The organism is Devosia sp. Root105, from assembly GCF_001424865.1.
Lineage (GTDB): Bacteria > Pseudomonadota > Alphaproteobacteria > Rhizobiales > Devosiaceae > Devosia_A.
Window position 1 is genome coordinate 1,066,810 of sequence record NZ_LMCR01000001.1, and the last position, 13,893, is coordinate 1,080,702.

General features: G+C 66.8%; 15 protein-coding genes. All 15 read right to left on the bottom strand.

The window, feature by feature from the left end; genetic code table 11:
• Positions 1 to 72: 72 nt before the first annotated feature.
• The gene (locus tag ASC68_RS05065; RefSeq protein ID WP_055875628.1) at positions 73 to 759 is read right to left on the bottom strand and encodes an aspartate/glutamate racemase family protein; all 687 of its coding nucleotides are present in this window, start codon (positions 757 to 759) and stop codon (positions 73 to 75) included.
• A 236-nt stretch (positions 760 to 995) separates the two neighbouring features.
• Positions 996 to 1,532, bottom strand: a complete 537-nt coding sequence (locus ASC68_RS05070; RefSeq protein ID WP_055875631.1) for an RNA pyrophosphohydrolase — start codon at positions 1,530 to 1,532, stop codon at positions 996 to 998.
• On the bottom strand, positions 1,532 to 2,686 hold the full coding sequence (locus tag ASC68_RS05075; RefSeq protein WP_055875634.1) for a divergent polysaccharide deacetylase family protein: 1,155 nt from the start codon (positions 2,684 to 2,686) through the stop codon (positions 1,532 to 1,534). The genes ASC68_RS05070 and ASC68_RS05075 overlap by 1 nt, the downstream gene beginning before the upstream one ends.
• 159 nt (positions 2,687 to 2,845) lie before the next feature.
• The gene (locus tag ASC68_RS05080; RefSeq protein ID WP_244488566.1) at positions 2,846 to 4,201 is read right to left on the bottom strand and encodes a S41 family peptidase; all 1,356 of its coding nucleotides are present in this window, start codon (positions 4,199 to 4,201) and stop codon (positions 2,846 to 2,848) included.
• A 6-nt stretch (positions 4,202 to 4,207) separates the two neighbouring features.
• Positions 4,208 to 5,719: a peptidoglycan DD-metalloendopeptidase family protein gene (locus ASC68_RS05085; protein ID WP_156387245.1), complete on the bottom strand. Its 1,512-nt coding sequence runs from the start codon at positions 5,717 to 5,719 to the stop codon at positions 4,208 to 4,210.
• A gap of 95 nt (positions 5,720 to 5,814) precedes the next feature.
• Complete coding sequence (locus ASC68_RS05090) at positions 5,815 to 6,612, bottom strand: glutathione S-transferase family protein (protein WP_055875644.1); 798 nt, start codon at positions 6,610 to 6,612, stop codon at positions 5,815 to 5,817.
• Positions 6,613 to 6,671: 59 nt separating this feature from the next.
• On the bottom strand, positions 6,672 to 7,151 hold the full coding sequence (rlmH, locus tag ASC68_RS05095) for a 23S rRNA (pseudouridine(1915)-N(3))-methyltransferase RlmH (protein WP_055875647.1): 480 nt from the start codon (positions 7,149 to 7,151) through the stop codon (positions 6,672 to 6,674).
• 18 nt (positions 7,152 to 7,169) lie between these two features.
• Positions 7,170 to 7,556: a ribosome silencing factor gene (gene rsfS / locus ASC68_RS05100; RefSeq protein ID WP_082527896.1), complete on the bottom strand. Its 387-nt coding sequence runs from the start codon at positions 7,554 to 7,556 to the stop codon at positions 7,170 to 7,172.
• Between the two features lie 181 nt (positions 7,557 to 7,737).
• Positions 7,738 to 8,352 carry a nicotinate-nucleotide adenylyltransferase gene (locus ASC68_RS05105; protein ID WP_055875649.1) on the bottom strand — a complete coding sequence of 205 codons (615 nt, stop codon included), beginning with the start codon at positions 8,350 to 8,352 and terminating at the stop codon, positions 7,738 to 7,740.
• Between the two features lie 151 nt (positions 8,353 to 8,503).
• Complete coding sequence (locus ASC68_RS05110; RefSeq protein WP_055875652.1) at positions 8,504 to 9,787, bottom strand: glutamate-5-semialdehyde dehydrogenase; 1,284 nt, start codon at positions 9,785 to 9,787, stop codon at positions 8,504 to 8,506.
• Complete coding sequence (proB, locus tag ASC68_RS05115; RefSeq protein WP_055875655.1) at positions 9,787 to 10,923, bottom strand: glutamate 5-kinase; 1,137 nt, start codon at positions 10,921 to 10,923, stop codon at positions 9,787 to 9,789. Before proB ends, ASC68_RS05110 begins: the two co-directional genes overlap by 1 nt.
• Positions 10,923 to 11,966 carry a GTPase ObgE gene (gene obgE, locus ASC68_RS05120; protein ID WP_055875658.1) on the bottom strand — a complete coding sequence of 348 codons (1,044 nt, stop codon included), beginning with the start codon at positions 11,964 to 11,966 and terminating at the stop codon, positions 10,923 to 10,925. The genes proB and obgE overlap by 1 nt, the downstream gene beginning before the upstream one ends.
• Complete coding sequence (locus tag ASC68_RS05125; RefSeq protein WP_055875661.1) at positions 11,963 to 12,520, bottom strand: GNAT family N-acetyltransferase; 558 nt, start codon at positions 12,518 to 12,520, stop codon at positions 11,963 to 11,965. The genes obgE and ASC68_RS05125 overlap by 4 nt, the downstream gene beginning before the upstream one ends.
• 6 nt (positions 12,521 to 12,526) lie before the next feature.
• The gene (locus ASC68_RS05130) at positions 12,527 to 13,171 is read right to left on the bottom strand and encodes a GNAT family N-acetyltransferase (protein WP_055875663.1); all 645 of its coding nucleotides are present in this window, start codon (positions 13,169 to 13,171) and stop codon (positions 12,527 to 12,529) included.
• Positions 13,171 to 13,839 carry a Type 1 glutamine amidotransferase-like domain-containing protein gene (locus ASC68_RS05135; RefSeq protein WP_055875666.1) on the bottom strand — a complete coding sequence of 223 codons (669 nt, stop codon included), beginning with the start codon at positions 13,837 to 13,839 and terminating at the stop codon, positions 13,171 to 13,173. The genes ASC68_RS05130 and ASC68_RS05135 overlap by 1 nt, the downstream gene beginning before the upstream one ends.
• Between the last annotated feature and the right edge of the window lie 54 nt (positions 13,840 to 13,893).

Sequence of the window (13,893 nt, forward strand, 5' to 3'; positions counted from 1 at the left end):
GAACTCACAGTCAGATCTCCCTCCCCCTTGTGGGGAGGGATCAAGGGTGGGGGTGGCCCCACGCACCGAGTCTTAAGCCAACGCCGCCGCCACCAGGGCCCGCGCGTGTAGATCCGTCGTGTCATAGGTCGGCAGCGGGCTGACGCTGTCGTCGATCAGCATGCAGATTTCGGTGCAGCCGAGGATCACTGCTTCGGCGCCGCGGGCCTGCAAGCGGGTGATGGCGTCGACATAGGTGCGGCGGGACTCCTCGCGGACGATGCCGAGGCAGAGTTCCTCGTAGATGATGCCGTTGAGGTTGGTGATGCCGATATCGGGTACCAGCACCTCGAGGCCGCGCTGCTCCAGCCCGTCGATGTAGAAGCGCTTCTCCATGGTGAAGCGGGTGCCGAGCAGGCCGACCTTGCCGATGCCGTCGGCAAGGAGGGCGTCGGCAGTGGGCGCCGCGATATGGACGAAGGGTACGCTGAGCGCCGCGACGATCTGCGGGGCGCAGATATGCATGGTGTTGGTGGCAAGCCCGATGACCCCGGCGCCCTGGGCTTCGAGCGAGCGGGCAATGCCGGCGAGGATTTCACCGGCGCCGTCCCAGTTGCCGGCGCGCTGCATCGCCTCGATCGGGGCGAAGTCGACCGAATGGACGATGACCGGCGCCGAGTGCAGGCCACCCAGCCGGGCCGCCGTCTCGCGGTTCAGGATCGCGTAGTAGTGAGCGGTGGATTCCCAGCTCATGCCGCCGATGAGGCCGATGGTTTTCATGGGCAACAGATGGCGTGGTTTGTGGAGCCTTGCAAGCCGGTCCCGAATAGCGCCTCTACTGGCTCCGCACACCCCTCCCCAACCCTCCCCGTCAAGGGGAGGGTGCCGGCCGGTGGTTGCGGCACTTACGTGGTCCCGAACTCGATGGGCACCTCCCCCTTGACGGGGGAGGTTGGGAGGGGGTGTGCAGCGCGCGGAGGCGGCGACGTATTCCCGGAGCTTTCAGGCCACCTTGCCTACCCCCGCACGCCCGCGGGCACATGCTTGAAGGCCTCGACGATCTTCAAATACGCGTCGCGCTTGAACGGGACGATGAGGTCCGGCAGGGCTTCGAGCTTTTCCCAGCGCCACTTGTCGAACTCGGCGGGGTGGCCGTTATCGGGGCTGGTAACGTCGATGTCGCTGTCCTTGCCGGTGAAGCGGAAGGCGAACCAGCGCTGCCGCTGGCCGCGATACTTGCCCTTGAGCGCGATGCCGAGCGCTTCGTCGGGCAGGTCGTAGTAGATCCATTCCGGCGCCTCGGCGATCAGCTCGGCGGTCTTGATCGAGGTTTCCTCGAACAGCTCGCGCCAGGCCGCTTCGATCGGGGTCTCGCCCTTGTCGATGCCACCCTGCGGCATCTGCCAGGGAGCGTTGACCTCGGTGCGATCGGCGGAGCCATCGGCCATGCGGCGACCGATGAACACCAGTCCCTCGGCGTTGAACACGGCGGTACCGACGCAATCGCGGTAGGGCATGTCTTCGCGCTTTGGCCTGTCAGAGGGCTTGGGCATTAGCTCGGTTCTCCCGCCATCAGGGCGCTGGCCGGCACGATCTCGATCCCGCGCTCGCCAAGGTCCCTGGCCCACTCGGTAACCGCTTCGACAGAAACCGGCAAGGCGGAGATGATGCCGATGGCGTAGCCCTTGTCGCGGGCCTGCTGTTCGAGGTCGGAGAGGGCAGCGAGGATCGGGGCGCGCGCCGGATTGGCATCGATCATGGTGTTGACCCGGCCGAAGGGGACGCGGTTGGCGCGGGCCAGCTGCGGGGCGAGCGAGCGGTTGGATGAGCCATCATCGAGATAACCGAGCCCACGCGCTCCGAGCTCCTCCATCATCGGGCCGAAATCGGCGCCCGAGGCAGTGAAGCGAGCACCCATATTGTTGATCAGCCCGACATAGCCGGGGAAGCTGCTCATCACCTTGAACAGCTTCGAAAGATTGTCGCGCGGCGCCTGGCCGGTGAGCAGGGTATCCGGCCCCGGGTCGTTCTCGGGGTAGTCGAACGGCTCGAGCGGCACCTCGAGGAACAGCTCATGGCCCTCGGCGCGGGCGGCTCCGACGGTGCGCTCGAGGGTCTTGCCATAGGGGGCGAAGGCGAGGGTCACTTCTTCGGGCAGCTTGCTGATGGCGTCGAGCGTGCCTTCGGTGTTGAGGCCGAGGCCGGAGACGACGATGGCGATCAAAGGCTTGCCGCCCGAGGTGGCGGGCGTGTCGGACGGACGCGAATAGACATCGAAGGGGCGGATGCCGGTGCCCGAAATGCGCGGGATGGCGCCGAACTCGGTTTCCTCGAGCATTTCGGGGTCAAGCGCCGCGGGATCGATCAGCGAGGTATCGGCCGGCGCCGGCACCGCCTCGCCGGGCGCCACCGGGTACATCTCGGGGTCGGCGGTGATGGTGACTTCGCCCGGCGGCATGGCGACGGCGCCGGCGACGCTGTTGGCGGGGTTGCTGCCGGCGATATCGACGGTGGCGCTGGGGCGTCCGCCCTCAGGGTCATCGACCAGCATGATGCGGGCAGTGACGCCGACGGCGATCAGCGCGACAAGGCCAAGGGCGATGCGGGTAACCGGGATGTGGCGGCGCGGCAGAGCGCTGCCGGCGGACGCGTCGGCCTTGGCTTGCCTCGCCTTGCGGCGAACGAGGGGCGCGCTGAGGTCGGTCATCGGGTCTGGCCTTCATCCCATGGTGCGGACGGTTGCGTAGCCGAACCTAGCCACGCCCCGGCGGGAAGCGAACGGGGCGGCGAATCGCCACCCCGCATCAGGCTCATTGTGTGACCGGCAAAGGGTAAGGAAGCGTTAACCCTGCCGCTTGAGGTCTCGTTAACCAGCCGCCTTGGGCGGGAAGGCTTCGTTGGTCTCGAGGCCGTCGATCAGCTTGATGGCGTATTGCAGCTGATTGTCCTTTTCCTTCTCGGCGGGGACGTAGACCGAAGAGCCGACCGTGGCCTTCTCCTCGGTGCCGCCACCGATTTCGCCTGGCAGCGCGGCCTCGCCGATGATCTCGTCGCGACCCTTGAACTCCTCGGGGACATCCTGGGTGATGAGGATGTCGGGCTGGATGCCGGAGGCCTGGATCGAGCGATTGTTCGGGGTGTAGTAGCGCGCCGTGGTCAACCGCATGGCGCCATCGGCGCCGAGCGGAATGATCGACTGCACCGAGCCCTTGCCGAACGAGCGGGTGCCCACGACCGTGGCGCGCTTGTGGTCCTGCAGCGCGCCGGCGACGATCTCGGCAGCAGAGGCGGAGCCGCCATTGATCAGCACCACCATCGGCACGTCGGCCAGCTTCTGGTCGAGCGCATCGGGCTTGGCGTCGTAGCGGGCGCTTTCCTGCTCGATGCGGCCGCGGGTCAGCACCACGGCGCCCTGCTTGAGGAAGGCGTCGGAGACGAACACCGCCTGGTCGACGAGGCCGCCCGGGTTGTTGCGCAGATCAAGGATGATGCCCTTGGGCGCCTTGCCGTCGGCGGCCTTGTAGATGTCGTCGATGGCCTTCTGCACGCCGACAAAGGCCTGCTCGGAGAAGCGGGCGAGACGGATGACGCCGACATCGCCTTCCATGGTCATGCGGGCGGCGCGAGTGGCGATGACGTCGCGGGTCAGTTCGAACTTCAGCGGCTCGGTGACGCCTTCGCGCACCACGGTGACGGTGATCTTGGTTCCGACCTGGCCGCGCATCTTCTCGACCGCCTGGTCGAGGGTCAGGCCCTGCACCTGGGTGCCGTCGAGCTCGACGATGAAATCGTTGGCGAGGATGCCGGCCTTGGCGGCCGGGGTATCGTCGATCGGCGAGACGACCTTGATCACCCCGTCTTCCATCTGCACTTCGATGCCGAGGCCGCCGAACTGGCCGGAGGTATCCTCCTGCACGTCGGAATATTCGACCGGCTCCATATAGCCCGAATGGGGATCGAGCGAGGTCAGCATGCCCTGCAGCGCCGCGTGAATGAGTTTGCGCTCATCGGGAGCTTCGACATACTCGGCGCGGATGCGGTCGAACACTTCGCCGAACAGGTCGAGATCGGAATAGACCTCGTCGGTGGTGCGCGGGGTACTGGCGGGAGCCGCGGCGTCGACGGCCGGCGTCTGGTCCTGCGCAATCAGCGGTGCACAGGCGAGGCCGAGCGTGAACACGGCAGCCATCGAAGCGACTATGCGGAGGGGCGTCAAGCGCATCAAATTCTATCCACTCTGGGTTGGAACAGAAGCCACCGACCACCATCCCGTGGGGTCGACGGGCTCGTTGTTCTTTCGCATTTCAATATAGAGGGTCGGACGGGAGACACCAGCACTGGTCGCGACGGTACGGCCAATTGTCTGTGATCCCATGGTGCCGACGGGTTCTCCCATCATCACGAACTGGCCGATCTGCACATCGACCTTGGCGAGGCCCGCCAGCAGGATGGTGTAATCCTGACCGGCATTGAGGATGACGATTTGGCCATAATTGAGGTAGTCGCCCTGGAACATCACCCAGCCATCGGCCGGTGAGACCACCTGGGCGTCGGCGCGGGTGACGACCGAGAGGCCGCGCGAGATGCCGCCGAAGCCGTCACCGGCGCCATAATCGATCACCGTGACGCCGCTTGAGGGCATGGTGAGGAAGCCCTTGGCCTGGGCGAACGGCACTGCCGGCTCGCTGCGATCGGTGTTGGCGAGGGCGAGGCGGACGGTGTCCTTGTCGAGCGTCGGGGTGCTGCCGCCGGCGTTCGCAGTGGCGGTCGCCTGGGCAGCAGTGGCGACGGCAGCGGCGCGCTTCTGCAGGTCGTCGATCAGTTGCTTCAGCGAGGTGGCCTTGTCGGCCAGCGCCTGCGCCTCTGCCTCTTCGGCGGCGAGCGCCGTGGTGGCGCGGTTCTCGTTCTCCTTGCGCGCGGCGATCAGCGTGCCGATGCGCAGCTGCTCTTCCTCGAGGATCTGCAGGTTCGCCTCGAGCTTGCCCTGCTGCTCGAGTGCATCGGCCTTGATCTTGCCGAGCTCGCTGAGGTCGGCCATCACGGTGTCGGCCTTCTTCTGCAGCTCTGGCATGATGGCGGAGAGCAGGATGGCGGAGCGGGCGGAGCCGAGTGCATCGGACGGATTGACGATCAGCGCCGGGGGCGGGTTGCGCGAAATCCGCTCGAGCGCGGCGAGGACGTTGGAGATATTCTCGTCGGCGCCGTCGAGGCGACCGCGGACTTCGAGTTCCTCAACGATCAGTTCGCCGAGCTTGTCCTCGAGCGCGACGATATCGGTTTCGGCGCGCTTCACCCGCTCGGCCGCGGCGATCAGCGCGGCGTTCTGCTTGGTGCGATCGCCCTGCATGTCGGCGATCTCTTTTTTCAGAGCGTCGGCGCGCTCCTTGGTGACGGAGATCGAGGCCTCGATGTCGTCGAGGGCCTGCTGCTGAGCGGCCATCTCGGGATCGGCGGGCGCGCCTGATGTCGCCATGGTGGGCGCCGCGGCATCGACGGCGGGGCGGAGGTTGAGGTCGGGGGCAGCGGTCCCGCCGGGGGGCGGCGCGTCGGCAGGCGTTGTATCGGCAGGAGCGGTGGCCGGCGCAGTCGCTTCGGCAGGGGCGGCAGCGGGGGCCGTGGCATCCGGCGCGGCGACGGGAGCTTCCGGCGTCGCCTGTTGGGCGAGCGCGGCGGTGGCAAGCGCCAGCGCCAAAGCGGCGCCCGCAGCGATTGCACGTCTCGACCAGCCCGTTGCCGGCATCAAACTTCCTGGTTCACCCGAATCATGATCACGCGACCATAGCGCAGAGCCCGATAGTCCGGGGGTTTGTCTTTTGGATGGCGGGGGCGGAAAGTTCAGCCCGCGGCGAGCAGGCCCAGCTCCGCATCGGTCGCGCCGGGGCCGTACTTGTCTTTGGGAGGCCAGGGGCGTCCGCCCCAATGCGGCTCGAAAACGAAGCTGGAACGCGTCCGCCCTGCCGGCAGCGCACCGTTGCCGGCGCCGCGGGCATAGTCGTAGTAGGCCTTGACCACTTCCTCACTGCTTACTTGCTGAGCTGCCGGATGCGCCAGGCAGGCGGCGCGCCAGCGGCTGACGCGCTCGAAGCCTTCGGCAGGCAGCTCGAAACCCTCGAAATAGGCGAGGAAGGAGAACCGCACGAACATCGGGGTGAAGACTGCCTCGGCGAGCCCGAAGCGCTCGAACAGGAAGGTTCCGCCGGGATTGTGGCTCGCAAGGAGCGCTTCGAGGCGACGATACTGGGTGAGGACGGCGTCGTGCAGCGCCCCGCGCCGATCTTTGTCCTGGTTCATCACCAGGCGGTAGCCGCTCGAGGTAAAATCGCCTTCCAGGGCGATCAGCATGTTTTCTACCGCCCGCTCATAGGGCGTGGCGCGGGCGATCGGCGTCTCGGCGAACGTCTCGTCGAGATAGCGGAGGATGACGAGACTTTCCTTCAGCACGCCGTCAGCGGTTTCGAGGATCGGCAACGCCGTGCTGCCGCCGCTCAATTGCAGCAGTTCGGGTGGACGCGGACGGGTGATGTCGACGACCGAGAAGGTAACGGCGTCACGCTGGCCTTTGAGGGCCAGCAGGATTTCCAGCCGCTGCGAGAACGGGCAGACCGGGATGTGATGGACGATCGGTTTCTGCATGCTTGCCCCGAGCTTCGACGTCTCCAGATGGCACGCCCCTCGAGCGACGGCAACCGGGGTCACTCGCGGTGGTATGGATGTCCCGAGAGGATGGTGGTGGTGCGATAGAGCTGCTCGGCCAGCATGATGCGAACCAGCTGGTGCGGCCAGGTGAGCGGGGAGAAGCTGAGCGTCAGGTCGGCTTCGCGCACGAAAGCGGGGTCGAGCCCGTCGGCGCCGCCGATGATGAAGCTGACGGCCGGGCGGCCGTCGTCGCGCCAGCGGGCAAGCTGATTGGCGAAGGCAGCCGACTGCATGGTCTTGCCGTGCTCGTCGAGTGCGATGCGAATGCCTTCGGGGAGGGCGGAGCGGAGGGTCGTCGCTTCGTCGGCCTTGCGGCCCTCAGTGGTGGCGGCGCGGGACTCGGCGAATTCGAGCACGTCGAACCCGGTCAGCGCGAGCGGCTTGCCCGCGGCTTTGGCGCGATCGAGATAGCGCGCGACCAGCTCACGCTCGGGGCCCTGCTTCATCCGGCCGATGGCGGCGATGGCGATGCGCAAGGCTGAGGTGCCGACGGACTAGCGGCCGTCGGCAGCGAAATCGGCCGCCCACATCTTCTCGATGTTGTAGAACTCGCGCACTTCGGGCCGGAAGATGTGAACGATGACGTCACCGGCATCGACCAGCACCCAGTCGGCGTGCGGCAGTCCTTCGATCCGCGGTTTGCCGAAGCCATGCTCGCGCAGCACCTTGACCAGTTGGTCGGCGACGGCGCTGACGTGACGGTTCGACCGGCCGGAGGTCACCACCATATGGTCGGTGAGCGACGACTTGCCGGTGATGTCGATGGCAACGGTCTGCTCTGCCTTGGCGTCGTCAAGGCTCTGCAGCACCAGATCGATCATGTGGGGTTCCGGGGCCTCGGCCACCGGTGCGGTTTCGGTCTTCTTTTTGGGCGATGCCATCAAATGGCCTCAGCCCATGCAACACGAGCACGGTTCATGCGTGTTTCAGCTGTCCTTGGTTGTTGGGTCGAAAGGCTAGCGCAAGCGTAGCTATCAATCCTGTCCCATCCTGAGTGGCGAATAACCACTACTCCTTCAATATGACGCTTCGTTTGGCGTTCTGCAAGGCGGCCGGGTTCAATCATTTGACTGAAGCTTTGCTGCGCGCCCGGATGGCGCTCGAAGACTGCGGCGAAGTGATGCCGTGCAGATACACCCAGGCGGGCGGTTCGCTGGTGGCAAGCGCCTCGGCAGCCGCTTCGGGCAGGCGGTGCTTTTTGAGCGCGATCGCCGCCTTGCTCACCGTAGCGCGGAAGGTCGAGCCGGGTCGGGCGTAGACAGCGATCGGCAAGAGCGCGGCGATATCCTGCCAGCGCTCCCAGCGATCGAACTGGCTGAGGTTGTCGGCGCCCATGATCCAGACGAAGCGGGTATCGGGGCAGGCGGCGACCAGCCACTCGAGCGTATCGACGGTAAAATGGAAGCGGTGCGCAGCCTCGACGCCGGTGGCGTAGATGCGCGGGTTGGCGGTGAGCGCGCGTGCCGCACGAACCCGGGCCTCGAGCGGCGCGAGCTCGGAATGGTCCTTCAGCGGGTTGCCGGGGGAGACCAGCAGCCAAACCGCATCGAGACCGAGCCGCTTCAGGCACTGCTCGGCGACGAGCCGGTGGCCCTCGTGGATCGGGTTGAAGCTGCCGCCGAACAGCCCGATGCGCAGGCCCGAGCCGAAGGGCGGGAGGGCGGTGATGTCGCTCATGGCCCGGGGAGGGGGGCTCCCCCCCTCCCAACCTCCCCCGCAAGGGGGGAGGTGCCGTTCCGTGCCTGGGGCACGATCCAGCCAAGACCACACATGGGCACCCTCCCCCTTGCGGGGAGGGTTGGGGAGGGGGGTGCAAAGTGCGCGAGGTTCAAGGCCGGGTCTGCCCCGTGCCTTCAACCAGGTACTTGAAGCTCGTCAGCTGTTCGACGCCGACCGGCCCGCGGGCGTGGAACTTGCCGGTGGCGATGCCGATCTCGCCGCCGAAGCCGAACTCGCCGCCATCGGCAAACTGGGTCGAGGCATTGTGGAGCAGGATCGCGCTGTCGATCTCGTTGAACCAGCGGGCGACCGAGGCAGGGTCTTCGGTGATGATCGCCTCGGTGTGGTGCGAGGAATATTTGCCGATATGGGCGATAGCCTCGCCGACATCGGCGACCACCTTCACCGAAATGATGGCGTCCTCGTATTCGGTGTGCCAGTCCTGTTCGGTGGCGGCGATCGCCTCGGGGACCAGCGCCATGACGGTCGCGTCGCCGCGGATCTCGCAGCCCTTGGCGATGAGCGCCGCGATCACCGGCTTGAGGTGCGTCGCTACCACATCGCGATGCAGCAGCAGCGTTTCGGTGGCGCCGCAAACGCCGGTGCGCCGCATCTTGGCATTGAGGGTGACGTCGATCGCCATCGGCAGTTCGGCGGATTTGTCGATATAGGTGTGGCAGATGCCCTCGAGATGGGCGAAGACCGGGACGCGCGCCTCCGACTGGACGCGGGCGACCAGCGTCTTGCCGCCGCGCGGCACGATCACGTCGATGGCGCCGCCGAGCCCGGCCAGCATTTCGCCAACCGCGGCGCGATCGGTGGTGGGGACGATCTGGATCGCGTCGGCTGGCAGGCCTGCGGCCTTGAGCCCGGCGACCAGGCAGGCATGGATGGCGCGCGACGAGTTCACGCTGTCCGAGCCACCGCGGAGGATCACCGCATTGCCGGCCTTCAGCGTCAGCGCGCCGGCATCGGCGGTGACGTTGGGGCGGCTCTCGAAGATAACGCCGATGACGCCGAGCGGGGTGGCGACGCGGCGGATGGTCATGCCGTTGGGGCGGGTCCATTCGGCCAGCACGCGGCCGACCGGATCGGGCAGCTCGGCAATGGTGCGGAGGCCCTCGATCATCTGGTCGATGCGCTTGTCGTTGAGCTGCAGCCGGTCGAGGAAGGCCTTGGAGATGCCCTTGCCCTCGGCAGCGCGCATATCGAGCGCATTGGCCGAGAGGATGTCGTCGCGGCGATCGTCGATGGCGTCGGCGGCGGCGTGCAGCGCCTTCACCTTGCTCTCGGGACTGGCGAAGGCCAGCACGGCGGCGGCAGCGCGGGCGCGCCGGCCGAGCTCAAGCATGACGGTGGAGAGGTCGTTGGCGACAGCTTCTACGGCGCTCATCAGACTTTGGCCTCCAGGCCCATCAGCACCACCATGTTGTCACGGTGGATGAGTTCCGACCGCGTGCCGATGCCGAGCAGCTCGGCGACGACACGGGAGTTCTTGCCCTTCACCAGGTCGGCTTCCTCGCGACCCATTCCGGCAAGGCCGCGGGCGATCTCGCGTCCATCGGGGCCGAGGATGGCGACGGCGTCGCCGCGGCCGAACTCACCGGTGACCCGGGTGACGCCGATCGGCAACAGGCTCTTGCCATCGAGTAGCGCGCGGGCGGCGCCGGCATCGACATGGATGGCGCCGAGCAGCTCGAGATGGCCCATGATCCAGCGCTTGCGCGCCTGGGCCCGACTTTCGGCGGGGGCGAACAGGGTGTGGCGCGCGCCTTCGGTCAGGGCGCGGAGCGGGTGATCCGCGGTGCCTTTGGCGATGATCATGGCGGTGCCGGCCTGGGTGGCGATCTTGCCGGCCTCGACCTTGGTGGTCATGCCGCCGCGGCTCAAATGGCTGGCGGCGCCGCCGGCCATGGCGTCGATCTCGGGCGTGATCGCGGCGACGAAGCCGAGATGCTCGGCGTCCGGGTCCTTGCTCGGCGGCGCGGTATAGAGCCCATCGACATCGGAGAGCAGGATCAGGCAGTCGGCCTCGATCATGGTGGCGACGCGGGCCGAGAGGCGATCATTGTCGCCATAGCGGATCTCGGCGGTGGCGACGGAATCGTTCTCGTTGATGATCGGAATGGCGCCCAGCCCGAGCAATGTCGAGATGGTGGTGCGGGCGTTGAGGAAGTAACGCCGTTCCTCGGTGATGTTGGGGGTGAGGAGGATCTGGCCGGTGACGATCTGGTGCTCGGCGAGCGCCGCGGCCCAGGCCTGGCTGAGGGCGATCTGCCCGGCGCTGGCGGCGGCCTGGCTCTGCTCGAGCGGCAGGTTGCGGGCATCGAGGTTGAGCAGCCGCCGGCCGAGCGCGATGGCGCCCGAGGAGACGATCACCAGCGACACGCCCTGCGCTTTCAGCGCGGCGAGGTCGGCGGCAAGCGACGCCAGCCAGGCGGCACGGAGCTTGCCGGTCGCACCGTCGACCAGGAGCGCCGAGCCGATCTTGATGGTGATGCGCCGATAGGGCGCCAGCGCGTTCTGCATCACGGCACCCAGGTGGGCTCGGCTTTGCGGCGTTCGAGTTCGTCGCGCTCGGCCTTGTCGGCATCCATCTGCGCGATGATGCGGTAGAGCACCTTGTCGACGCCCTCGCCGGTGACGCCGGAGCAGGTGAAGACCTCGGCCTTGCTGGCGCGCTTCAGCACCTTGACCTTTTCCTTCAACGCGTCGGGGTCGATCGCGTCGATCTTGTTGAGGACCACGATCTCCGGCTTTTCAGCCAGTTCCTCGGCATAAGCGGCGAGCTCGCCGCGGATGGTCTTGTAGGCGGTCTTTACATCCTCCTGCGTGCCGTCGATCAGGTGGACGAGGATGGCGCAGCGTTCGACATGGCCGAGGAAGCGGTCGCCCAGCCCCTGGCCCTCATGCGCGCCCTCGATCAGGCCCGGAATATCGGCCAGCACCAGGTCGCGCTCGCCGATGCTGACGACGCCCAGGTTGGGATGGAGCGTGGTGAAGGGATAGTCGGCGATCTTCGGCTTGGCCGCCGAAACCGCGGCGAGGAAGGTCGACTTGCCGGCATTGGGCAGGCCGACAAGCCCGGCATCGGCGATCAGCTTCAGCCGCAGCCAGATCCATTTCTCGGTACCGACGAGGCCGGGATTGGCGCGGCGCGGCGCCTGGTTGGCACTGGTCTTGAAGTGGGCGTTGCCGAAGCCGCCATTGCCGCCTTCGAGCAGGACCAGCTCCTGGCCGACCTCGGTGAAATCGGCGATCAGCGTCTCGCCGTCCTCTTCGAACACCTGGGTGCCGACCGGCACCTTGAGGATCGCGTCGCCGCCCTTGGCGCCATGCCGGTCCTTGCCCATGCCATGGGTGCCGGTCTCGGCCTTGAAATGCTGCTGGAAGCGATAGTCGATCAGCGTGTTGAGGCCATCGACGCAGCGGATGATGACATCACCGCCACGTCCGCCATTGCCGCCGTTCGGGCCGCCGAACTCGACGAATTTCTCGCGCAGGAACGATACCGCGCCGGCACCGCCATTGCCGGAGCGCACGAAGACCTTTGCTTGGTCGAGGAATTTCATCTGGTACTTTCTCGGGCGGCCTGCCGGTGGGCCATCCAGGCGGTGCGTGTCAGTTCGGTGTCGATATGGCGCACCTCCTCTCCGCGCGCAAGGCAAAGGCGCGATGAGGTGCCGATCTCGACGAATCCGACCTTCTTCTGGATGGCCAGCGAGGCCTTGTTGAAGTGGAACACCCCTGAGGCCAGCGTGGGCGCCGTGGTGGTTTCGAAATACCAGTCGAGGCTCGCGCGCACTGCCTCGCTCATCAGCCCGCGGTTCCAGAATGGCTGCGCCAGCCAGTAGCCGATCACCGTGCCCTCGATGTCGCGGTGGAAGCCGACATTGCCGATTACCCCCTCGCCATCGAGGTCGATCATGAAGCCGGTTTCACCGGCCGGGGTGTCGGGCCGCCAGGTCCTGAGCCACGCCTTGGCATCGGCCAGCCGATAGGGGTAGGGCACGCGGCTCAAATTGCCGGCGACCGCGAAGTTGTCGAGAAAGCGGGCGATGCGCGAGGCATCGTCCAGCACCGGCTGTCGGAGGGTGAGGCGCGGCGTCCGGAGCGTTACGTCCATATCAGGTCAGCTCCACTTGGGCTGTTCGAGTTCGAAGAACACGATCGGCTGGTCCTTCAGCGTGCCGGCGGGGTCGGTGCCTTCGCCGGTGCGGATGAAGCCGGCTTTCGTCAGAACATTGAGCGAGCCGTCGTTGCTGGCAAGCGCCCGCGCCCTGAGGCGTGGGAACAGGCGCGTGCCGAAGGCGGCCTCGACCAGACCCTTCACCGCCTCGCTCATGATGCCGCGGCCCCAGTAGGGCTCGCCCAGCCAATAGCCGAGCTCGGGCAGCTGGCCCTCGTGGAAGGTGAAGCCGACCACGCCGATGAACTGGTCATTGAGCGTAATGGCATAAGGCCGTTCGTCGGGCCGCTGGGCGATGATCTCGATGAAGCCGATGCCGTCGGCCCTTGTATAGGGGTGCGGCAGGCGCGACAGCCTGTCGGCGATCGCCTTGTTGTCGGCGAGCTTGACGAGATCGGGCACATCGCCGCGGATCGGGGCGCGCAGCACCAGGCGCGGGGTTTCGATGCGATGCGGGAGCGCATCGCGCTGGCGGCGGGCTGCCAGTTTCGCGGTGGCCTCGGCCAATGCCCTGGCCTGGGCGACGGGGCCCATCAGCTGGGTCCGCCGCCGGGGCACATAGTCGTCGTCATCCTCGAGCGTTGTCATCACGCGATCCTCCGCGTCAGATCCACCGACGCCATCCGGTTCTCGGTCCAAACGATCACCTCCCCGTCGCGCAGCGCCCGATAGCGCAGGCCTCGACTGCAAAGGTGCCGGACGGCCCGTTCGGCCGCAGCGGTTTCGGGATGCGGCGAGCGGTAATGCGGCACGATGGCGTGGTCGATCAGCCCGAGGCCGTCCCAGATGGTTTCACGGTCGTAGCCCTTGGGCGCCTCGTCGGGGTCATCGATCAGGTGAATGCCTTCGAGGCTCGGCGCCGCCACCACGGCGCCGGCCGAGAAACCGCCATAGACGATCTCGTCATTGTCGAGCATGTCGACAATCACGTCATCGAATCCCGACTGCTTCATGGCGCGGCGCAGCACAAATGCATTGCCGCCGGTGACCCAGACCAGATCGAACTGGCTGAGCCGGGCGCGCAGTCCTTCGGGATCGCCGAAATACTGGCGCAGGTCGAGCGGCGTGGCGACGATGCCGAGCGAGCCCAGCTCCGAGACCGGGTCATAGGCCTCGTTGCGATAGAGCTCGCGCGCCGCAGGGGAGATGTTGTCGAGCGCGTTCTCGATGATGGCGGCGTGCCGGCCATTGCCGAGGAGCGCGAGGAGCGAACCGGCGCGGTCGCCGATCCGATAGGAGCTCAGATACAGTCTCATTTTCAGCCGCCCTCACGACGAAAAAGACAAAAAGGGAACCGGATTCCGGCTCCC